This window comes from Pseudofrankia sp. EUN1h (assembly GCF_001854645.1).
Lineage (GTDB): Bacteria > Actinomycetota > Actinomycetes > Frankiales > Frankiaceae > Pseudofrankia > Pseudofrankia saprophytica.
In genome coordinates this window covers 16,452-38,677 of sequence record NZ_MBLN01000082.1, presented here as the reverse complement: position 1 = coordinate 38,677, position 22,226 = coordinate 16,452, and the positions used below count along the sequence as shown (strand labels likewise).

Below are 22,226 nucleotides of genomic sequence, written 5' to 3'. Positions count from 1 at the left end.
CCCGGGTCTGCCCGTTGGGCAGTTTGATGGTCTTGGGGCCGGTGCCTTTGCGTTGCCAGGCGTGCCAGGTCGATCGTGGCAGTGGGCCGTCGGGTCCGCCGAGTTCGGTGAGGACCTGGTCGAGGGTGAGCAGGATCCGCTGGTCGGTGCGGGGTGTCGCTTTGATGGCCCGGCTGTTCCGCGTTGGTCTACTCGGCTGCCGCTGCTGGTCTTGGTGGCGCTGTTCAGGTCCTACCGGAGCTGCGAAAGGGGCCGATCTGCTTCCCGGGGTTGGTGGTGTCCGGTGCGCCGGTTGGCCGTGCCCGTTCGCCGGGGCGGTGGATGGCGGCGCTCCGAGGGAAGTCTTGTCCGCCCGGTGCGGTGAGGTATGCATAGCGTTGGACCGTCGGCGGTCATGGCATCCCCGCTGTCACCGTGAACTACATCGCTGGTGACACCGCGCCGGACCAATGCATCAGACCCCAGGCCGGGACGACATCCGCACCCGCACCGCGGATGGCATCTCCGCCACGGTCGATGCAGTCCCGATGGTGCTGGAGCGCGAAAGCCGACCCCACGACCGGAGGATTATGAGTCTTCTGCCCTGACCGGCTGGGCTACTGCCGTCGGCTGACGCAGGCTTCCGGCTGCTGCCGATTTGTGCTGCGGTGTCTGGTGATTGGCTGTGGAACAGGCTCGCTCGATCCTTGCTCGTGCCGGCCGGTGTCGGTTCGTACCGTCGTCTGTGCCGCAGGTCGTCACAGGTTTGTCACCGGCCGAGCATCGTGTTGACACATCGCGCCGACGTCACTGAGGGTTACCGTCCGCCATGCTGCAGACGCTCGAAATCGTAGTGGATATTCCACGCGCTGGCGGCCTGTAGTTTCCGGCATCGGTGCCTCAAGGCCGTTGACCAGCTGTCCGATCCGGCCCTGCGGACCGCCCGACTACCTCGCCCTGTGACAACTAGGCGAACCGGCTCCGGCGCGGTCAGCGCAGCGGCGACCGCTCGTGCCATGACGCCGTGGGCGCGAGGACAGACCAAGCTGTGCGGCCGCGGGCTCTCGCGTTTTGCTCTGAATGTGCCGATATGTCCGGCTGTTTAGGAAAGCGCAGGCTTGGCTGTCGGACTCCGTCCGATGTGCGATCGGGTTGGTGACGTTCTGGGGCCTTGCTGTCAGACTGTGTGGGTATGGCCTTGCGCACGGGGGTGCCGGCGGTGCCGATCAGCTCTGTCCCGCGGCCGGGTGCGTTCGCCAAGCGAGATTTTTTCGTCTCGCACGCCGGTCCGGATTCGGACTGGGCGGAGTGGATCGCCAAGACGCTGGTGGACGCCGGGTACAGCGTCGAATTGGACGTGTGGGACTGGGCTGCAGGGACGAACTTCGTCGCGGCGATGGAGCGGGCGTTGGACGGCGCCCGGCGGATGATCGCGGTGATGAGCCCGGCGTACTTTGAGCGGACCTGGACACGGGTGGAACGCTTTGCGGCGTTCGCCGTCGCGGCGGAATCCGACGGATTTCTTGTACCCGTGCTGGTCGCCACATGCGAAGAAGTGCCGCGGTTGTTTCACCCGCTCATTTGGATCGAACTGGTCGGGTTGACCGAGCCTGCGGCCCGGGTCAAGCTGCTGGATGGGGTGGCGCCTGCKGGACGGAAAGCGACGACGGGACAGATCACCTTCCCGGGAGCAGCAGCGTTCCCAGGCGGACTGACCGCAGTACGGAACCTCCCGGCGAGGAATCTGTTCTTTACGGGTCGGCAGCCTCATCTGGAACGATTGGCGGGGCGGCTGTCCGAGGACGGTGGTACCGGCCGCGTCGCGATCTCGGCAGTACGTGGGGTAGGCGGCGTGGGCAAGAGCCAGCTCGCTTTGGAATACGCCTGGCGGCATGCCGATGCCTACCCCACGGCGATCTGGTGGCTCAATGCTGAGGACCCTGCCGGGTTAGCCGCAGGGATGCTCGAACTCGCCGTGGCCTTCGCATTGGTGACTGACGGCGGACCGCGAGCCGTCCGACGTCGGGTTGGTGCCGAGCTGGGCCGCCGCGGTGATTTCCTTCTGATCTACGACAACGTCGAGGACCTCGACCTGCTGGAAGATCTACCTGCAGGGGGTCACATCCTGCTTACTACCCGCCTTCCCACGGTTGCAGAGCAGATGCCAACGCTGTCTCTAGAGGTATTCCCTCGGTCTGAGGCTGTCCAGCTGCTGCGGCGGCGGGTTCCGGATCTGTCCGCCGCGGACGCCGACCGCCTCGCGGTCGCCGTCGGCGACCTGCCCTTGGCGGTCGCCCAAGCCGGTGCCTACCTCGCCGACACAGGTACTACTCCAACGGCCTATCTCACCGAACTCGCCGCCAGACAGGAGGTGAACGAGCCAGACGGCCTGCGGTCAACCGTCACCACGGCGCTGGTGGAGCTAGCCGACCGCGACCCAGCCGCGCTCGGCCTGCTCCGCCAGCTCGCCTACCTCGCCCCCGAGCCCATCCCGTTGACCGCGCACGCCACCGCCGAGGCAAACACCTCCGTCGGCGGGCTGGCCGTTGCCGACCCGGCCACCACCAGCGAAATCATCGACGCCATCACCCGACTCGACCTTGCGCGCCGCTCCGGAACGCACCTGCTCCTCCACCGTCGCGTACGCACCCTCATCGCCGACACCATCCCCGCCGACCGTCGACGATCGGTGCTCACAAGAACCCTGCGCATGATGGCCACCTCCCATCCCGGCGACCCCGTAATCCCAGCCCACTGGGCCGCCTACGCCGATCTCACTCCGCACGTCACCGCCCTGTCCGACCTTCTTCACGACCCGCAGATGTCCGAACCCCCGGGCTTCCGGCGCCTCCTGCTCGACGTATGCCGCTACCTCTCCAGCAGCGGCCAGTACCAGCAAGCCCATCAGCTCGCCTCTCGCACCCGGACGCGCTGGACCACGGCCCTCGGCCCCGACCATCCCGACACCCTGAGCTCAGCAAGCAACGTCGCCATCGATCTCGCCGCGCTCGGAGATAACCAGGCGGCACGGGCGTTGGACGAGGACACGTTGACCCGCCGCCGCCGCGTCCTCGGCGACGACAATCCCGAAACCCTGCGCTCGGCGCACGGCCTGTCGATCCGACTGGCCGCGCTCGGCGACCTACACGCAGCACGGACGCTTACGGAAGACACCCACACCCGCCTACACCGCCTACTCGGCCCAGACGACCCCGACACCCTGCGCTCCGCCAACAGCCTTGCCATCCGGCTTGCCGCACTCGGGGAACTCAAGGCGGCGCGAACGCTGGACGAAGACACCTTGACCCGCCGCCGCCGCGCCCTCGGCGACGACCATCCCGAAACGCTCACCTCCGCATCCAATCTGGCTATCCGCCTGGCCGCGCTCGGAGAGATTCAGGCGGCACGGATCCTGGACGAGGACACGTTGCAACGTCGCCGCCGAGTCTTCGGCGATAGTCATCCCGAAACCCTGCGCTCGGCGAACAACCTCGCTGTCCGCCTCGCAGCGCTCGGAGAGCTACAGGCAGCACGCGCGCTCGCCGAGGACACGTTGACCCGTCGACGACGCGTCCTTGGCGATAACCATCCCGAAACCCTGCGCTCGGCGAACAACCTCGCTGTCCGCCTCGCAGCGCTCGGAGAGCTAGAAGCAGCACGCGCCTTGAACGAGGACACCCTGACTCGCCGCCGCCGACTCCTCGGCGACGACCACCCCGACACCCTCACCTCAGCGCATTTCCTCGCCACAGACCTCGCCGCACTCGGCCAACTCCAAGCAGCGCACACCTTGAACGAGGACACCCTGACACGGCGCCGCCGACTCCTCGGCGAGGACCACCCTGACACCCTCACCTCAGCGAACAGCCTCGCCAGCGACCTCTCCGCACTCGGCGAACATCAAGCAGCACAGACACTGGCCGAAGACACCCTGACCCGTCGCCGGCGCATCCTCGGAGATGACCACCCAGACACTCACCAAAGCGAGCAGCTTCTACGAGAGGTGCAAGAGCATGGTCGCCGTCCCGCAGACCGTTGAGAACCAGCCACGTCCCTGCAGATCATCGAACACCTGATACGGAGTCCTCGCCGCAAGGCGGTACAGGCGGTCGGCCGCCCGACCAGATGGCCGAGACAAGATCGCAAACGAGGCCACCGCTCACGCTCTCCCTCGCCGACCTGTTCCACGGCTAGGCCTATTGCACCGGCCGGGACCATGATCTTCTCGGCGACCACAGCATGATCATCCAGGTGAAGCGTAGCCCGTCTGAGGCCGCGCATTGGCCGCGGCCGGGCTTTGAGCCTCCGTGGTCCGACTCGGTCGGATTGTTCTGCTGGTCATCGGCTGGGGTCTGGCGGAGCACGACGGCAAGCGGTCTCCAGCGGAGGGGATTAAGAGTTACGGAAAGTAACTGTCGTTCGGTGTCGGGGTGGACCGGGTGATGCCGCGGTGTCAATAGCCACAGGAGTCTCCACGGTCTACCCGTAACGCCTGGTGTCGGTGCGTGACGGCTCCTACTTGCGCGTCCGCACCCACCTCGCACCCACAATGATCTTGATGGTGAATTCATTTCGATAGGACACGCAACAGCCGCGACACGCAGGTGGTCGAACGTGACACCGGAAGTGGTCCGGTCGGTCGTCGGGTGAGATGCCACGTCGATTGGATAACAGCGACGCCGCAGGGGCGACGGCTGCGGACCTTGGTGTGGCGCCGCTGCCCCGTGCCGCCTGGTTCACTGGAGACGTGACGAGCAGTCCCAGGCCGACGGCGCAGGAGATGCCCCCTGAAGACGCGCGACCTGTGGACCCGGCATTGGTCGTCTACCTGTTCGCTCCGCTCGGAGGACCGGGCGCCCAGACCGCTTACGAATACCTCCGGGTCGTCTGGGAAGCCTGCCGTTCAAAGCTGCACATGGACCGGCCTATCAAGAAGTTGAGCGCCGGGAGCACCCTGCCTGGCAGCCTTACGGGCCTTGAGACTGTGACTGGCCTCCCGCCGACGGGCAGCGTGTTGGCCGCGCAGGCCGGCAGGGACCCCGAGGCTGGCCGCGGTGAAGCGCTCCTGCGGCTGCACCATGAGATGATCAGCCTGGCGGTTCGCCTAGGGCCGCCGGTGCAGGAACACGACTGGCGTTACCTCGATGCGCGATGGGCCACCGTCGGTGGTCCACCGCCGCCCGCCGTGGACGATGCTCTGCTGGGCAGGGCCTACGTCTATCTCGGGCACACCGGTATCCTGGACGGTCCGGCCGCGGTGGCGCGGCGCCTGCTGCCGTCGCTGCCGGCCGTGGCATCCGACGACTGGGCCGACCGTGGCGCCGCAACCCGCTCGGGCCACGTCGTCTGGGAGTTTGCCGACTTCCCGGACGCACGGGTGACGCGCCAGATTGTCGCGGTGGCGGCCCGCGGTCGCGACACGGCGCTGAGCGCCTGGCTGTGGTCGCGGGGTACCGCTGACATGACGCCCTTCGGCTACTACCTGTTGCAGACGGCGAAGATCCGGTACCTCGCCCGGTTGTGGGACGACGGACGCCGAGTCAGGGCGACCCGGATCGCCCTGGACGCGACCATCGTCGAGTTGTCCCGTCTGCTGGCCGAATTGGCTGAGCCCAGTGTCGACGGGAATCGACTAGACGACCGTAGGGCTCGGGCGCGCGATCTGCGGCTGCGCTCGCAAGCGGCGGTGGCGGCGTTGGCCGTGCAGTCCGCTGAGATCGGTCTTCTCGTCCACGCTGTCGACATCGCGGCGTCCAACGCGCGGGAAGCGCTCAACGCTGAGGCGCCGATCGAGCCGTCCGTCGGCCTGTTTGGCGATGACGCGGCCCTGTCCGCCCTGTTCAGCTGCCGCCTCGCTGACGAGCGGCAATACGCCGAACGGTCGGCAGCCACGGCGCGCGAGGTCGAAGGCTTGGCGGCGGTCGCACTGGGTCCGCTGGCAGCGACACCGGACACCCCGTCCACGACCCCGGCGCCCCGGGAGCCGCGTCGRCTGACCGATGAGGATCGTGATGCGCTGGTTAGCGCCTTGGCGCAGGTCTTCCACCAGCCTGATGCGGCGCTCCAAGTTCTGGAAGATGCTGGGCTAAGCCCCGCGCTGCAAGCACTGACCGGCGTCCTCGGAGCACTCACCGCTTGGCGGAAGAACGTCACCGAGCTTGAGAACGGCCTGGTGCGCGACCCCCACGGCCAGCTCGTCCGTGCCGCCCTCGTGCGCTATCCCCACAACGGGATGTTCCGGACAGCCGCGCGCCGCCTTGGAATCCCCATCGTCGACTAGACAGGACCACGGCGGGCCCGGCCTCGCAGCCCAACGCACCCCGACCATCCGCCGTGGATATCGTCTCACCCATGGGTTCATCGCCGGTACCGGCTGACAACCGCGAGCAGGCGTTGCTCACGCTGAGCCTCGCACGGCGCTGGCGGTTGTCCGCAGAGCAGTGGGACGAAGTCAACAAGACGCTCACCGAGCTTTGGAAGGCGCTGCGCGCGGGCAACCCAGCCGCCTTCGCCGAAGCGGCCGACGACCTGCTCTTCTTCGGGCCTCCCCGGGAGGTCACCGATGTCGACGGCACGGTAGTGGAGCCCGCGCCCGGCAAGATCCAAGAACGACTCAATACGCTGATCCACACGCTCACCGACCCGTCGGCGAGCCTCGCACCCTCCGACAGTCGTCATCCAGACCGAACCAAGCCCTAGCCAGCGCGACTACGACAGATGCTGGACACTTTGCGAGACGGATTTCGTCGGCCGCCGATTCCTGCATTGCGGCGGGCCATATAGCGTCATCTCGACTCCGGCACGGTCCACAGACTGCTCACGACCGTGTCGAGCACACTTGCCCGCCGAGGAACTGAAGCGCCATGATCGGTGCTTCGCGGCCGGACTTGCGCCCAGGGGACGGTCCCGTGATCGGTTCTGGATCGCGACGGCATGTCGATCATGCGGGATCGCGGGGCAGAACCGCCACAGCGGGCCGCCCCGTCGCAGCCCGACGTGCCGCTCCGGGTAGAGCGGACGGGAGGGAACAGACCAGGTAAGGTCAAAGCCGAGTTGTCGGACGGCCGGGGGGCGTCGATGTGCAGGGCTGGTTCGGAACACACGCCACGTGGCTGAGACGGTCGGCGTACCTCGCCGTTGCAGCCCAGTTCTGTTTTTTCTCCGCGCTGAGCCTGGCCRGGTGGGGCGCCAACGGCGGAAATCCGGATCCGCCTAAAATGGRGCGGCTCGGCCCACCACCAGGACTTGCGCAGGTGTGCCAAGACCTGCGCGGGTTGACCTTTCCCGTCGAGAACGGAAACCGCGACGTCGTCGCTGTCGGAGCGTTTGCCGGCTCGTTTGAGACCTGGGCCCCGGAAGCTGGCTCCGACGTGTCAGGGACGGCGCTGCTCGACTTCCTGAGGCCGTCGTCGGACATCGCCCTGTTCGTCGTTCCGGTGGTAGCACTCGCTCAACGTCCACTCGACGTGCGCGTAGCGGGCGCATTCTCCAGGCTGACGGTGGTCGAGATCGACGAGCCGGGGCATTACGCAGTCATGTCTGCGACCGTGGCGGGCGACGCGTGGTCGGCCTTCGACTCGTCGTTGGTCTGGGCAAACCGGGCCATGGCCGTTCCCGTCGACGAACCCCTGCTGGTCGTCAGCGGCGACCCGACGAAACAGTCGTCGGCGGGCTTCGTGCTGACATTCGGCCGGCGGGAGGCGGCATCGACCGGTGGMGAGATCGAAGGAATGGTGACCGGCCCGGCACTCGGCACACCGGTCGCCTCCTTCGACGGTGAACTGGTCGGCTTTGTCGAGGTGGCCGGCGGCTCCATGACGCGGTTCGTCGCGGCCGGGCGAGTCGCCTCGACGCTGTTKGCGGTGGGCAGCGCACACGCGCCCGCCACGGCCAGCACGGCGACGCTCGGCGCCTCGGTCGTCACGACGGAGGTGGCCCGGCTGGGTGGAACCTATGACGGTCGGGCCGTCGGGGCACTCGTCGGGGGCCTCGTTGCGCAAGGCCCGGCGCAGCACTCTGGACTGCGGTCCGGCGATGTCGTCGTCGGTTACGACGACGAGCCGATTCCCTCATCGAGCGCGCTCGTCGCCGCGGTCCGCGCCGACAGCATCAACAGCACACATACCCTGTCCGTCGTGAGCCTGTCGGGAACCACCCGTTCGGTCACCGTCGAGCTTGGAGCACGTCGTTAGCCAGTCATTACTTCGGCGGTCGGTCAGTGGCCACCTGAGAATCAGGTTCACTGGCCCGGTCGAAACGCGTACGGCACGTGCCGGGCTCGCGATCGGTATCGTCGCCGCGGCCGTCCTTGCCCTGCCCGTCCGCGTGCTGTCGACCGGTGCGGGCTGGGTCGACGGGGGAACCGGAAACCACCTCGTCCCGACGGCGTCCTTTGCGGTGGGCCTAACCTGCCTGACAGCGGCGATCTGGGCGGCTGCCCGCGCCGTGACCGACACGTCAGTCGAGCGCGCCAGCCTCGTCGCCCTCGGGTTGACGAGCGCGGCGCCGTTCGGCGCGGTGACCCGGGAATTGCTCCAGGTGTCGGCCCTGCATCGATTCTATCTCTCGGCCGGCTCCGGCGGATTCCTCGCCGCCTACTGGGGCCTGGCCCTGCTCGCCGTCGCGACCCTGAGCTTCTGCCTGCCGCTCATGGTCGTGGCCGCGAATCTCGTCCCCCGCAGATTCAGCAGCGCCCGCGGTCGGCGGAGTATCACGGCGCTTTCCCACCGCCGCGGCTACCTCCTGGCTCCCATGATCGGCGCCGCCCTGCTCATCACGATGTGCGCCGTCGTGCCCGAGTCTCTCGGCGCGACGATGGGGTATTCGGCACCCGGCGCGAACGGCTCGCGAATCGGCGTCACCAACGATGTCCTTAACGAGGCCGTCTGGAACTCGTTCGCCCGGCTGGCATTTCTGCCGCTGCTCGTCGGAGTGTGGGAGGGCATGGAGTCGGCGCGTGCCTGCTTGCTGCTGTCGGGCCCTTTTGGCCTCCGGCGGCTGGTGGACACGGTCGCTAGCAGGGGCAGCACCCGAGAAGGCGGCGGAGGCGGACCTGGTGGCACCCGCGTACTCGCCGGCGCCGCGACCTTCGGGGCCTGCGTCGCCGCCGCTGCGACCCACGTGCCGCTCTCGCTACTGCTCGGGGCCGCTGCGGTGATCGGTGTCGTGGTCTACGCGACCGCGGGTCTCACGCCGCGACTCGCGGCGATCCCGTCGCCGCGCAACGCTGGAACACGCTGGAACGTGTCGGCCGCCTGGCAGGCCACTTCCCCCATCGCGCTGGTGCTGTTGGTCCTCGCGGCCCCGGTGGCGGTACCTCTTGGGTTGGACCTGTGGCGCGGGCTGGAGGCGCCGTTCCGCCTGCCGTCCGACGCCCTGCACTATGTCTATTTCTGGCGCGAACCCGGCCACATGCAGGTACCTTCGGTGACGCCCGGCGGAGTCTTCGGCCATGGCATGTGGCAGGTCGTACAGTGGTCCCTCGCTCTCGCCGTCGTTCTCGCCGTTCTAGCTGCCACCATTCGGCTGTCAGAACACCGACAACCGTCGATCCTGACGCCCACTTTCTGGTTGCTGGTTCGCGTCGCCGTGATCGCGTTGGCGTTCATACCGATCATGAACGCGGCGGCCCGACCAGCCACCGCGTGGATACTGGGTGCCTTCGCCGCCCCCGCCATGCTGGTCGCGCTACGGCTGCGCGCCGATGCCGGAGCTCACGCCGCGCGGCTCGCTGTCGCATCCTTCGCTCTCCTCGGAGCCTGGTCATACCTCATGTGGCAGTACGACTCGCTGCCGTCGTCCGCGGTACTCGCAGCGACCGTACTTTGGCGTTTCGTCTTCAACGCCGGCGAACTTAATGAGATCGAGGACGGGCCCACCCAGTTCCGCCGCATCTGCGCCTTCGCGGCCATCGCGTTCCTCGGACTGGGATTGCTGTTGCTCGACCATGGAGGCGTCAGCGGTGTGTTCGCCACGGACCGGTTCTCCGAAGTCGCCAGCCAGGTCGCGGTGAGCGTCGTCGCGCCGGTCTGGCTGGCGCACCTCGTCCTATTGCAAACTTCACTCGCACCGCGACGAGCTCCGGAACCCACCAGGCGGGCCGGCGCCGAGACACGGTCGGCGTGACCGCGGCCGGAAGGCGCGACGAGCTTCTCGGGCGACTGGAAGAACGGCTGGCCCGGTTCGTCGCCGACCACGACCCGGCACGGCTACTTGACCCGATGGTGGGCGTCGAGGTCACCGCCCTGCTGAAGTCGGTGCCTGATCCGAGGATCGACGTGCCCTTGATGCACGCCGTCGGGCAGGTGATGTGGCACAGGCATCTCCTGGCTGGTGCGGGCGCCGACGAGTCCACCTTCGCCGGCGCGGTCGCCGTGTTCTCGCACGTTTACCCCACCCGCCCGCACCTCGTTCCGGACCCGATCCGGAAGGTCCTCGACGACAGCCGGTCCATCCCGCCGGACGGGCCTGCGGCATGGGCGTTCCAGGCGGCCTCGCTACTGCAGGAATCGCTGCGCGATGGAGGAGTCGAATCTCTGGACACCGCCATCCAGCTGCTACGGAGGGCGCTGCACCGCACGGCCCAAGCGGATCCGAACCGGCTCGATTACCTGACAAATCTTAGGACGGCACTATCGACTCACCACTTCCGAACAGGGAACCTCGCCGACCTCGACGCGGCGGTCGACGCCGCGCATCAGGCTGTGGCGGCCGCACCACCGGGGCACGCCGATCGATCGAGTCACCTGTCCCACCTCGCCGCCATAGCCGTCAGGCGATACGAGATGACGGGCAGCACAATCGACATCGCTGTGGCGGTTGACGCGGCCGGACAGGCAGTAGCAACGGCGCCGGCCAACGACCCGAATCGGCACTGGCACCTGTCCGAACTGGGCCTCGCTGTGTTGGCTCGCCATCGTCGCACCGGCGTGGCCGACGACCTCGAACTCGCGATCAGCACGCTCAGGAACGCCGTCGCGGCCGCCCCCGTTGGCGGGCCCAGCTGGACCGGCGGACTGTCCAATCTGTCGATGGCGTTGCGCAACCGCCACGAGCGAACGGGAAACCTTGTCGATCTCGACGACGCCATTGTCGCGGCCGCACAGGCGGTCAAGGCCATCGACCCTGCGGGGCCCGGCCGTCGCACTGCCTTGACGAACCTCGGCGTCGCACTGCGCGCACGGTTTGAGGTCATCGGCGATCCCGACGATCTGGACGGTGCGATCGATGCCGCTGAGCAGGCTCTTGAGGACATCGCCGACGGGCATCCGTCGCGAGGCGGGTACCTGGCGAATCTCGGCGCGGCACTGCGCGAGCGCTACGAGCGCAGCGGGAACACCGACGACCTCGACGCCGCCGTGGCGGCTGGTCGCAGTTGCGTGGCCACGACGGTGGCCGGCGACGCCCGGCGGCTCGGATTCCTCACCAACTTCGGCGCCAGCCTGCGGGTGCGCGCTGAACGGACAGGGAATCTTTTAGATCTTGAAGAGGCCGTCGCTATCGGACGTGCCTCGGTCACCGAGACCCCGGACGGCCATCCCGACCGCCCTCGCCAACTCTCGAACCTCGCTGGCAGTCTCAATGCCCGCTTCAATCGGACCGGGGACGGGACCGACCTCGATGAAGCGGTCGACGCGTTCCGCGAGGCGGTCTACGCGACGCCGCCTGACCAGCCGGCCGCGGCCGGATACCGGTCCAATCTCGCGGGATCCCTGCGTTCACGGTTCGGTCGGACCGGCCGTCTCACCGACCTTGACGAGGCGATCGACGCTGCGCGTGCAGCGGTCAATGCCACGCCGGACGGGCACGAGAACCGCGCCCGATGTCTGGCTCTCGTCGGTGACGTCCTGCTGGCCCGCTTCCACCGAACGGAGCAGCTGCCCGACATCGATGAGGCAGCCGCAGTTGTCCGGTCGGCGATCGCGGCCGCCCCGGCGGGTCGCACCGCCCGTGCCTCATACCAGAGTGACCTCTGCAATGTCCTGCTGAGGCGGTTCCGGTTCACTTGGGAGGCGGACGACCTCGACGCGGCCATCGTCTCCGGCTCCGCTGCGGTCAACGTCACGGCGCCAGACAACCCGGCCCGCTCCAACTATTTGCACATTCTGGCTACCGCATTGCGAACTCGCTTCGAACGCGGCGGTGACCAGGAGGACCTCGAAGCGGCGATCGACGCAGGTCGCCGCGCCGTCGAGTCGGATGTGGCCTCGCCCCGGGTACGTGCGTTCGCCGCGCGACACTGGGCCTCGACGGCCGCCAGCGTCGGACGCTGGCCGGAGGCGATGGCGGCCTACGAGGCCGCGGTGGACCTGTTGACATATGTCGCGGGTCGCGGCCTCCACCAAACCGACCAGGAACACCAGCTCTCCTGGCTCACCGGCATCGCCTCGGACGCCGCAGCTGTGTGCCTGCGGGCGGGCCGCCCTGACCGGGCTGTCGAACTGTGGGAACACAGCCGCGGCATCATTCTCGGTCAGGCGCTGGACCTCCAGACCGATCTCACTGCGCTGGCCGAACATTCGCCGGCCTTGGCTGAACGTTTCGCCACCGCACGCGACGCGCTCGACCCGAGCCGTGCCCCGGTCACCAGCACCGCGTCACGCCGCGCGGATGCCGACCGCCGGCGGCAGGCAGCCGACGTGTTCGAGAAGGTACTTGCGGAAATCCGCCGGACGGCGGGGTTCGCACGCTTCCTCAGGCCGCCGTCGCTCACCGACCTGCTGTCGGCGGTCGGAGACCACCCGCTGATCGTTGTCATGGTGTCGGAACTCGGTTCGTACGCTCTGATCTTGAAGAACGGGAGTCCGCCGGAACCGGTCGAGCTGCCGAACGTCAACCCCGACGAGGTTCTGCGGCGCGCGTCCGCACTGATCGACGGGCCGCGCGGTGCCACCCGGTCTCTAGACCGGGCGGCGGCCGAGGAGCAGCTCTCCGACACGCTGAGCTGGCTGTGGACGGAGATCGTGTACCCCGTCCTCGACCGGCTCGGCATTGCCGCCCCGCCGCCGCCGGATCGCCCTTGGCCGCGGCTGCGCTGGTGCGCTTCGGGCCTGCTGTCATTCCTACCGCTGCACGCTGCCGGCCTCCACGGGACCCGCTCCGTGCCGTCCTCGGCGACTCTGCTCGACCGGGCTATCTCCTCCTACGTTCCAACCATTCGAGCATTGGGCCATGCCGCCCGACCTCAACAGTCCGGCTCACAGCGGGCCGCGGCCAGGAAAGGCGGGCGGCTGGTCGTCGTCGCGATGCAACACACCCCTCACCGCGCCGAACTGCCCTCCGCGGCACGTGAGGCAGCGGCGCTGGCAAAGCGGTTCCCAGGCCAGGTCAAGCTGTTCGCCGACACCGACGCCACCCGCGAAGCAGTGCTCGCCGCGCTGCCGTCAGCGCGGTGGGCGCATTTCGCCTGCCACGGTTCGTTCGACCTCGGCGATCCGTCGAGCAGCGGACTCTTGCTGAACGACCACGCCCTCACCGTGCTCGACCTGACCCGGCTCCGACTCGACGCAGATCTGGCATTCCTCTCGGCCTGCTCGACCGCCTTGCCTGGCGGCCGGACACCCGACGAGGCAATTCACCTGGTCACGGCACTCCAACTGGTCGGCTACCGGAACGTGGTCGGGACGCTCTGGCCTATTAACGACCAGATCTCCGCCAGCGTCGCTGATCACGTCTACGCCGCACTCGAAGCCGGTGCCGAAATGGCCGCGGCGGTCCACCAAGCAACACGCGCGCTACGGGAGGCCCACCGGAATCGACCAACCGCGTGGGCAGCTCACATCCACGCTGGCGCCTGACCTCTCCTGCGCCCCGACTCTCACGTCCCCTGAGCACGGTGCCGACCACAAGCCAGAAGATCGCCCCTTGACTGTTAGAGCCGTGGGATGTCTATGCGCCAGTGTGGATGTGCGCTGCCCAGGCTGACGGCCGGTCGCGGAGGCTGTCGCGCATCCGGCGGGTCACGGTGTGAACGGCCGCCCCGATGTCACTCGTCATCGCGATGGCCTCGTAGATCTCGTCTGCCACGACCGGTGTGTCGGCGATCGGCCACAGCGTGGCGATGACGTGCCGGTAACCAGCGAGCTGGCACGCCGAGGCTAGGTGGATCGCCTCGTCGGCGAGCCTGTCGCCTGGCCGAGCTGTCGAGCAGGCTGACAGGAACGCGAGCTCCGGCGCCGCGAGGCGCAGTCGGGCGAGGTCCACGACGGTGAGTGGTCGCGTCTCGTGGTCGGCGAGCAGTAGCCGACTAGCCGACGGGTCCGCGATGTCGGTGTGGCCGTGGCAGGCAAAGTGCGCCCACCGCGCGCTCGTAAGCGCAGTCAGAACCGCGTCCMGCGTGGCTCTCGCACCGACGAGGACACGAAGGCGGCCGCGGAAATGCTGGCCGACCAAGTCGGCCTCGGCTCCGGTGCCCGGCAACGACGACGCGCCGGGGGTTTCAGGCATGGCCACCACCAGCGCCTCGCCTTCGTCGAGGCGCGCAGCACTGGCACGGCTGGTTCGGCCAGCACGACGAGTCTCGGCCAAGACCCGAACGGTGGGGGTGTACGAGGAGACCGCCCGGTCGATCACCGCTTCCGAGCTCGGTCCATGCTGCGTAGCGTGGCGTCCGGCCGCGTGCACCGGCAGGAATGACAGTAGGCCGGACAGACACCACCACACCCGCGGCCACGGCTCGCCGTCCTGAGGTGGATCGGTGATCCCGAGCCGCTCCAGTACTGGACCCGCGATCACGTCCCAGAGCCAGTCCAGGGTGTCCGAAAGATCCTCGCCGAGCGGTGCGGAGCTGCCGGCAGCCGTATCGACGATTCGGAGGACTCGCTCGCGCACCTCCTCTTGCGTCAAGCCCTCCAACGGCAGTGCGTCTATCTTTCCGTCCGCTGTGARGATCAGTGCGTGGGCGCCGAACTGGGACACGGTGACCGCGACGACCKGCCCTTGCTCGGCCGCGACAGCAAGCTCCGACACAGTCAGCGGCCGAAGAAATGTCCCGAAACCGGGCATAGATCGAACTTCATCGACGATTCGTTCGAATCCAGCGGCTGCCTCGCGTCGCAGGGCGAGCGACCAGCGGGCCATCTCGGCACCGTCCATCAGCGAGGATCCGTCAGCGCTCATCGACCCCGCCAACGTAGCGGGGTCGGCTCGGTCGATCTCGTCCCGCAACGCGACGAACTGGGACGCCAGGTCGGGATGACGCTCTTGCAGCGCGGTGAGGTCGGTTCGGGTGTCCAGGGCCTGGCCCAGCAGCACTCCGCGGCCCTGGTCAAGCAGTTCGAACGCGCGGGTGACCAGGCCGGCGCGCAGGCAACACCCCGCAGCCTCCGATGCGAGACCGCCCAATTCACCGAGCAAGAACTCCTGGTCCGAGCGATCGAGGCCGCGCGCGGCGACCCGCGCCGTCAACTCCACCCCCGCGCCGAACCCAGCAGCCGCATCTGACCAACGGTTCCGGTTTGCCGCCGCCAACCCCCAGGCCACCGCCGCCGACAACCGAATGATCGCCGACGCGGTGGCCATTCCGGCCGCCTCACGGTGCGCGTCGATCGCGGCGTCCAGGTCCGCCTGGTTGCCAGTTTCCGCGAACCGTAGTTCCAGGTTGGACCCGAGATTGAACAACGCAGTGGCACGGTTGGGGTGGTCGGCCGGGACGGCGGCAATCACCTGTCGGTCGACGAGAATGGCCTCGTCCAACGACGTCATGTTCCGGTCGTGTTCGAACCTCGCGGTCAGGGCGACGCCGAGATTGGTCAACGCCACGATCCGGTCGGGGTGATCTTTCGGTAGCGCGGCTACCGCAGTCCGGGCAGTTTCTGCCGCGGCAACCAGGTCTGCCGCATCGGCAGACTCATGGAACCGAGTGGTCAACGCCGCGGACAGGGCGGCCAGCACCTTGGGGCGCTCGGGATGGTCGTCCGGTATTCCGACTAGTGCGGCCCGGCCGGCGTCGATCGCCGCGTCGATGTCTACCGCTTGGGCGGTACGTTCGTATCGACTGACTAGTGCTTGAGTCAGGTTGACCAATACCAGGACGCGGCTGGGGTGCTCCGCGGGCAGGCTGGCGAGCGACTGGTCGCTGGCCGCTATCGCGGCGTCGAGGTCGGACAGGCTGTTGACCTGTCGAAAGCGACTCAGTAGAGCATTCGCGAGGTTGGCCAGCCAGAACGGGCGCTGCGGATGGTCGGGCTCTGTCGCGGCCACCGCCGTGTACCCGGCGTCGACCGCAGCGTCTAGATCGGCGAGGTTACCGAAGCGTGCAAACCGCATCCCCAAGACAAGATTGAGGTTCGAACTCACTTGAGCGCGTGCATGGTGGTTTGCCGGTAGGGTCTCCGCCGCCCGCCGCACGGCATCGACCGCGCGCTCAAGGTCCGCGACGCTGCCTGTCCATTGAAACCTGGTCATGAGCATCTCGCCCAAGCTGGCTTGCACGGTCGCGTACTCGGCGTGAGTGGCCGGCGCCGCGGTGGCCGCGCCACCGGCTGCCGCTACTGCGTCGTCGATGTCGGCTGCGTCCCCGACTCGCCTGAAGCGGTAGTGCAGCGCCTCGGCGAGGGCCAGGAGCACCTCTGGCTGACTGGCATGGCCGGGTGGCAGCGCGGCTGACCCCTCGCGAGCCAAGTCCACCGCGCTGTCGAGGTCGCCTACGTCGTCGGCTCGCACGCCTCTCGACGTCAGCACGCTGGCCTGACCAGCGAGTAGAAGAGGCCATCCCGGATGGTTGCGAGGAATGGCGCGGAGGGCTTGCCACCCGATCTCAACTGCTCTGTCGAGGACGTCCTCGGTGCCGGTTTCACGGAACTGGAAGCGCAACGTTTCGGCCAGGCTCATCAGCACTATCGGCCAGTCTGGATCGGACTCCTGTGTCACGGCGGCTGCGTGTTCGCCGGCTGCCACGGCTCGGCGCAGATCGTCCTGGTCGCCGGTCTGTTGGAAGCGCAGCACGAGTATGCCCGCCAGCCCCGCCAGCGTCGCACCGTAGCCAGGTTCGTCTTCCGGTGTCTTGGCGAACGCCTGCAAGCCGGCGTCCACCGCATAATTGAGGTCGGTGAGGTCTCCGGTACTCCGAGAGCGCATCGCGAGAGTGGAGCTAATACTTAGCCAGAGTGCACCGCTCTCGTCATCCGGCGTTACTTCGAGTGCCTTCCAGGCGGCGTTCAGCGCCCTTCCCAGATCTTCCGCGTCACCGGTCACCTGGGATCTCAGCAATAGGGCGTTATGAAGTTCGGTCGCCGTGCCGGCGTAGCTTGGACTGTCTACCGGCAATAACGCTATCGCTGTATTGGCGGCCTCCACCGCAACGTTGAGGTCGGCAAAGTCGCCCGCGTACAGGTAGCGTGCCCGCATTCCCGGAGCCAAACCGGCCAGCAGAATCGTCCGGCCGGGATGGTCGACCGGCAACGCCGTCATCGCCGTCACGGCGGCGGTAAGAGCCGCATCGACGCCGGCCAGACCGTCGGTCTCCACCCGCAGGCAGGCGTCCATGACTGCCGTCGATTTCGACTCTGCGTCCAGCCTGATGAGATTTTCGAGGCTGGCCAGCACGGCGATCCGGTCCGGATGGTCCACCGGAAGCCCGGCTACCGAATGGAGCCCGGTCTGCACTGAGAACGCGACCGAGGCGTCCAGATCGGCGGTGTCGCCGGTCCGCTCGTAGCGTACGTGGGAGAAATGGGCAAGAGTGGAGAGCACTTGGCCGCGACCAGGGTGGCCTGTCGGCGTGACAGCCATCGCCGCGTTCGCCGCGTCTATCAGGGCGTCCAGGTCGTCGACGCCGTCGGACTGGGCGAACTGAGTCCGCAGGCCGGCGAGTTGACTGATGAGGAAGGTGGCCTGGTCGGGCCAGCCTGCTGGTGCGCTCACAATGTCCCCCGTTTGCTGTCTAGCCGATGGTTCATGCGCCAGATTCCGTGCGTACAGGACGCCGGCCCCACGGCGAACGACCCCGAACGAGCTTAGCGCCATTTGGTCACGCGGCGACGCTCAAAAGCATAGCTGTACAGGCTCCGAGTGGCTTAGCGCCGGTTTCGGAGTGAGCTTTTTAGGCGGCGTAGGCAGATGATCGTGCAGGCGAGGGTGAGTAGTACCTGGTGGATGTCGGCGCGGCGTTCTCACCGAGTGCGCAGCCGGCGGAACTGGTGCAGCCAGTCGATGGTGCGTTCCACGGGCCAGCGTTGCCGGGCCAGGCCGGAGCCGTGTGGCGCTCGTCGGCGGGCGATGATCGGCGTGATCTGCCAGCAGGTGAGCTTGCGGCGGTAGGCGTCGTGGTCGTAGCCCCAGTCGGCGAGCAGACAGCGCGGACGGTGTCGGGGCCGGCCGGGGCGGCCCCGGATGGGCGGGATCGCCTCGATCAGCGGGATCAGCTGGGTGACGTCGCTGCCGTGCTCGCCGGTGATGGACACCGCCAGCGGTGTCCTGCCGGCGTCGACGATCAGGTGGTGTTTGGAGCCGAGGTGGCCGCGGTTGACCGGGCTCGGACCGTCGCGGTCCCCCTTTGAAGGCGTGCACATGGGAGGAGTCCACCAGCGCCCGGTGCAGGTCGAGGCGGCCCGCGGCATTGAGGCACAGGGAGGTGGTGCGCGTCCACTGGCCATACCCGCCCCGGCGTCGAGGTCGCCGACTCGATGGTTCGCAACGGCGCAACTGGTCCTCCGGCTAGCCCAAGAAACGCCCATTGGGGCTACCTGCGACTCTCCGCGGGATACCGCAAGCTGCTGGTCCAGGTATCGGGCGCCTCGGTCCGACCATCCTGCACCGATGCGCCGTCGGACCGACACCTCGCCACGGCGGCGGGCCAAGCTGGTCGCAGTTCCTGCGCAGCCCAAGCCCACAATCGGCTGGCCTCCGAGTTCCCCACCATCGGCGCCGTCACACCCGCCAGGCTGTACATGCTGTTCTACATCGACTCGACTGYCGATGAGCAGCGCGTGGTGGCACGGCTCAGCGCCGGGTTTCTGGGTCCGCATGGCCTCCGGGCGGCGAGGCAAGGTCGAGGGAGGGCTCGCTAAGGATGTGGATCAAGGTGTTCAGGCGTTCGCGGATTTTCGGTGGAGCCGGCTCGCCTACGGGGCCGTCTACGTCGCTGACGTTCCGATTCGGGCCAAGGAACATCAGGTTGGCAGCGGCCTCGCCGAAGGCGGCGAGGTCTCCGGTGCGCAGCGCGTCGAGGAGGCGGGCGAGCACCTCGGCGACCTCGTCCCACTGGTCAGCGGGCAGCCGCCAGCGGGAGGCCAAGCGCAGTGTCTGCAGGGCCTGGTCGCGCCGCTTGGCAGGCATCGGCGATGTCGAATTGTCGCTGTCCCCCATAGACCAGGACAATAGCGATGCCAGGTTGGGAGGTCATCGCACCTTCGGGGCGTGCCCGGACGCGCCAACGACGGTTGGGGATACTCAGCGAACGGGATCCCGAGGCTCGCTGCGGCGCCCTGGTACGGGTCCGGGCATGGTGGGAGCCGAGATGGGGGCGCTGGCTGCTCGCTCAGTGTCATCGGACCAGCGGGGAGCTGGCGTTCTACGTCTGTTTCGGGCCTCAGCGCACCAGCCTGGCCGGGCTCGCACGGGTGGCCGGTGCCCGCTGACCGATCGAGGAATGCTTCCAACAGGCAAAACAGACCTGAGGCCAGGACGACTACCAGGTCCAGCCACGAACTTGACCCAATCCTTGACGGCTTCGTCCGACCAAGCCTAGGGCGTCGCTGCGGGCTGGCAGCGCGAGCCAGCCGAACACCCACGCCATGATCAGCTGGACTAGCCGCACCACCATGATTACGATCATGCGCCACGGCATCCGGAGACGAAGTCGCAGGTCAGCAGTCGGAACCCGAGTTCTGGTGCGGCATGGGCACGCAGCGAGCCTGACTCAAGCGCTCAGCTGATCACAGAGGTGTGAGGGGTGGACTACTCGGACTCCTGCGCGAGCCGTCATCGCGGCAGGTGCTGTGGAGAGAAGAACGGTGACGTTGCATGCGTCATCGCCTCGATGGGTTAGTCTGGGCTGGTCGGCATACACCTCGGATGAGTCGGCGAAGCCTACGGGGGCTCAAGGTGGCGGTTAATTCTGGTGTGCCCGCATGGACGGTAGCGTCACAGAGTGGGAGTAATCGGGTAGCGCATTCGGGCGGTCGTGGCCGTCCGAAGACAGCAGCGGTGCGCGGCGGGTGGAGAACGGGCCGCTCACGTGGACCAGGGCACAGCAATGCCACGTGAACTGGCGGAACTCGCCAGCTACGCCGAGCTGAACACACTCGTCGGGCTAGACGGAGTCAAGCGCGAGATCCGTTCTCTGCTGACGACGATGAACTACTTTCAACTGGCCACCCGGCGCGGGTACAAGGTCGGTTTCGAGGCGCAGCATCTGGTGTTCGCTGGGCCGCCGGGCACGGGTAAGACTACCGTGGCCAGAATTTTCGCCCGCCTGCTGGCTGAAATGGGGGTCGTTCAGCGCGCGGTGCCAGTGGAGGTGTCCTCTGACTCCTTGGTGGGCGAGCATGCCGGATCGGGTACCAGGCGGCTCGTCGAAGCGTTCGAGAAGGCACAGGGTGGCGTCCTGTTCCTCGACGAGATCCAGAGCCTGGCTCCGGATCCGTCGGGGCATGCCGGGTTCGGCTATGAGATCATCAACGCGTTGGTGAAACTGATGGAAGACCGGCGCCGAGACGTCCTGGTCATCGTGGCCGGATACTCGAGTGATCTGAGCAAGGTCTTCGCGATGAATCCTGGCCTCAGTACGCGGTTTACCCGCACCATCACGTTCCCTTCGTTCAGGCCAGAAGAACTTGCCCGCATTGTCGAGAAACTGGCTTCCGATGCTGGGTTCGTGCTTKGACCAGGGACAGCCGATGCAGTGCGCCACTACTTTCAAAGGGGCCACGGTCGGCGGACACCAGGTAACGGTCGCGCCGCGCGCACACTCCTTGAGGCGATGCAGGGCCGGCTGGTCGGCCGGGTGATGTCCGAGGTTGATGCCGGCCGCGACGTTCCTTTGAACGAGATGCGGCCAGAGGATCTTGATGTCGAGCTCGGCCGGTCCGGGCTGGCAGTAGGCCGCCGTGCCCCCGACGAGGCGCACTTCGCGCGGGTCAGCGCCGAGTTGACCGCACTGCCGGGCCTGCGGCCCGTGAAGGAGGAGGTCGCCCGCCTGCAGGCCAGAGCCGCGTTCGCTGTCCGGCGTCAGGCGAATGGGCAATCTAGCTGCATGGAGAGCTGGCACCTGGTGTTCACCGGCGCATCTGGCACGGGCAAGACGATGTGTGCCCGTCTTTATGGCGAACTGCTCGCCGCGTTGGGGATGCTCGCGCAGGGCCAGCTGGTGGAAGTGACCCGGACTGACCTGGTCGGACAATGGGTCKGGCAGACCGCCCAGCGTACCCGTGACGCCTTCGAACGGGCCCGCGGCGGTGTGTTGTTCATCGACCAGGCCGATATCTTGGCACCGCATCAGGCGTCCGGTTCTGACTTTGGCCACGAGTCGGTCAACACCATCGTAAAGCTGATGGAGGACCTCGGCGACGAGCTGGTCGTCATCGCTGCCGGCCGACCCGACMGGATGAAAACATTTCTGTCAAACAACCCCGCGCTGGCTGACCGTTTCTCCCGGACCGTCCGCTTTCCGGACTATACGGCGGAGGAACTCGTCGCGATCTTCCAGAGGCTGGCAGCCGATAGCCAGTTCAAAATCGATCCCGCGGTATTGACGGCGCTGCTGGCTCGATTCGTACTCCCAGGCGTTGGCGGCCGAGCGGCGAATGCACGACACGTCCAGCGGACGCTGTCTGAGATGGTGGATAGCGTCGCGCTCCGGGCCGCAGCCGACGGCGAGAACGTCGACATCGGCCTGCTGACGGTCGCCGATCTTCCCGAAGAACCCATGGTGTCCGGGCTGTCCCGCCCAGCCGCATCCGCCGGTGGCACAGCTTCTGACGAGGTGACTACTGGGACAGGGGCTGCCAAGGGCATACCTTCACCCGCCCGTGGTGGCTCCGCCGACAGATCAGCACGATCCGATAGTGCAGCTCCTCGGGACACACACCCCAGCCCCGCAGCAAGTGGACCACCTCGCGCGGTACCGGATCCGGGTCCTGCGGCCCGCCCCGCTCCGGGGAGGTGGGACTTCAACGGTCCGGGCGGTGCGGTGCCMAAGCCATGGTGAGCGACGTGCCAGCCCAGCCGAACGAAGACACCACGGAGACCAGAACGCAACCGACAGAGGACGGGAACGCAGACAGCCACCTTGATGCAGGCGCGGTCGC

9 protein-coding genes and 1 pseudogene are annotated in these 22,226 nt (G+C 67.5%); 7 read left to right on the top strand and 3 right to left on the bottom strand.

The features are described from left to right. Positions 1 to 1,171: 1,171 nt before the first annotated feature. The 6 genes from fxsT to BCD49_RS32895 all read left to right on the top strand — a co-directional run bounded on the left by fxsT (position 1,172) and on the right by BCD49_RS32895 (position 13,775). Complete coding sequence (gene fxsT, locus BCD49_RS32920; RefSeq protein WP_007513575.1) at positions 1,172 to 4,018, top strand: FxSxx-COOH system tetratricopeptide repeat protein; 2,847 nt, start codon at positions 1,172 to 1,174, stop codon at positions 4,016 to 4,018. Positions 4,019 to 4,795: 777 nt separating this feature from the next. After that, positions 4,796 to 6,259 (top strand): CATRA conflict system CASPASE/TPR repeat-associated protein, encoded by a 1,464-nt coding sequence (locus BCD49_RS32915; RefSeq protein WP_131803609.1) that lies wholly within the window; start codon positions 4,796 to 4,798, stop codon positions 6,257 to 6,259. 53 nt (positions 6,260 to 6,312) lie between these two features. Continuing rightward, positions 6,313 to 6,678: a CATRA system-associated protein gene (locus BCD49_RS32910; protein WP_241832443.1), complete on the top strand. Its 366-nt coding sequence runs from the start codon at positions 6,313 to 6,315 to the stop codon at positions 6,676 to 6,678. Positions 6,679 to 7,058: 380 nt separating this feature from the next. Further along, entirely contained in the window at positions 7,059 to 8,171 is a 1,113-nt protein-coding gene (locus tag BCD49_RS32905; RefSeq protein ID WP_131803608.1) for a PDZ domain-containing protein, read from the top strand. Beyond that, positions 8,155 to 10,104 carry a hypothetical protein gene (locus BCD49_RS32900; protein ID WP_007513568.1) on the top strand — a complete coding sequence of 650 codons (1,950 nt, stop codon included), beginning with the start codon at positions 8,155 to 8,157 and terminating at the stop codon, positions 10,102 to 10,104. The genes BCD49_RS32905 and BCD49_RS32900 overlap by 17 nt, the downstream gene beginning before the upstream one ends. Further along, entirely contained in the window at positions 10,101 to 13,775 is a 3,675-nt protein-coding gene (locus BCD49_RS32895; RefSeq protein ID WP_007513565.1) for a CHAT domain-containing protein, read from the top strand. Before BCD49_RS32900 ends, BCD49_RS32895 begins: the two co-directional genes overlap by 4 nt. 91 nt (positions 13,776 to 13,866) lie before the next feature. On the opposite strand, the gene BCD49_RS32890 is transcribed toward BCD49_RS32895, so the two are convergent. The 3 genes and pseudogenes from BCD49_RS32890 to BCD49_RS32880 all read right to left on the bottom strand — a co-directional run bounded on the left by BCD49_RS32890 (position 13,867) and on the right by BCD49_RS32880 (position 19,284). Next, complete coding sequence (locus BCD49_RS32890) at positions 13,867 to 17,841, bottom strand: CHAT domain-containing protein (RefSeq protein ID WP_071042284.1); 3,975 nt, start codon at positions 17,839 to 17,841, stop codon at positions 13,867 to 13,869. A gap of 152 nt (positions 17,842 to 17,993) precedes the next feature. Next, positions 17,994 to 18,540: pseudogene (locus BCD49_RS43790) on the bottom strand (IS5 family transposase); the annotation flags it as partial. 378 nt (positions 18,541 to 18,918) lie between these two features. Next, the gene (locus BCD49_RS32880; protein WP_027140505.1) at positions 18,919 to 19,284 is read right to left on the bottom strand and encodes a CATRA system-associated protein; all 366 of its coding nucleotides are present in this window, start codon (positions 19,282 to 19,284) and stop codon (positions 18,919 to 18,921) included. A gap of 889 nt (positions 19,285 to 20,173) precedes the next feature. On the opposite strand from BCD49_RS32880, the gene BCD49_RS32875 reads away from it, so the two are divergent. Next, positions 20,174 to 22,126, top strand: coding sequence for an AAA family ATPase (locus tag BCD49_RS32875; RefSeq protein ID WP_131803607.1), 1,953 nt, complete (start codon positions 20,174 to 20,176; stop codon positions 22,124 to 22,126). The last annotated feature ends 100 nt before the right edge of the window (positions 22,127 to 22,226 follow it).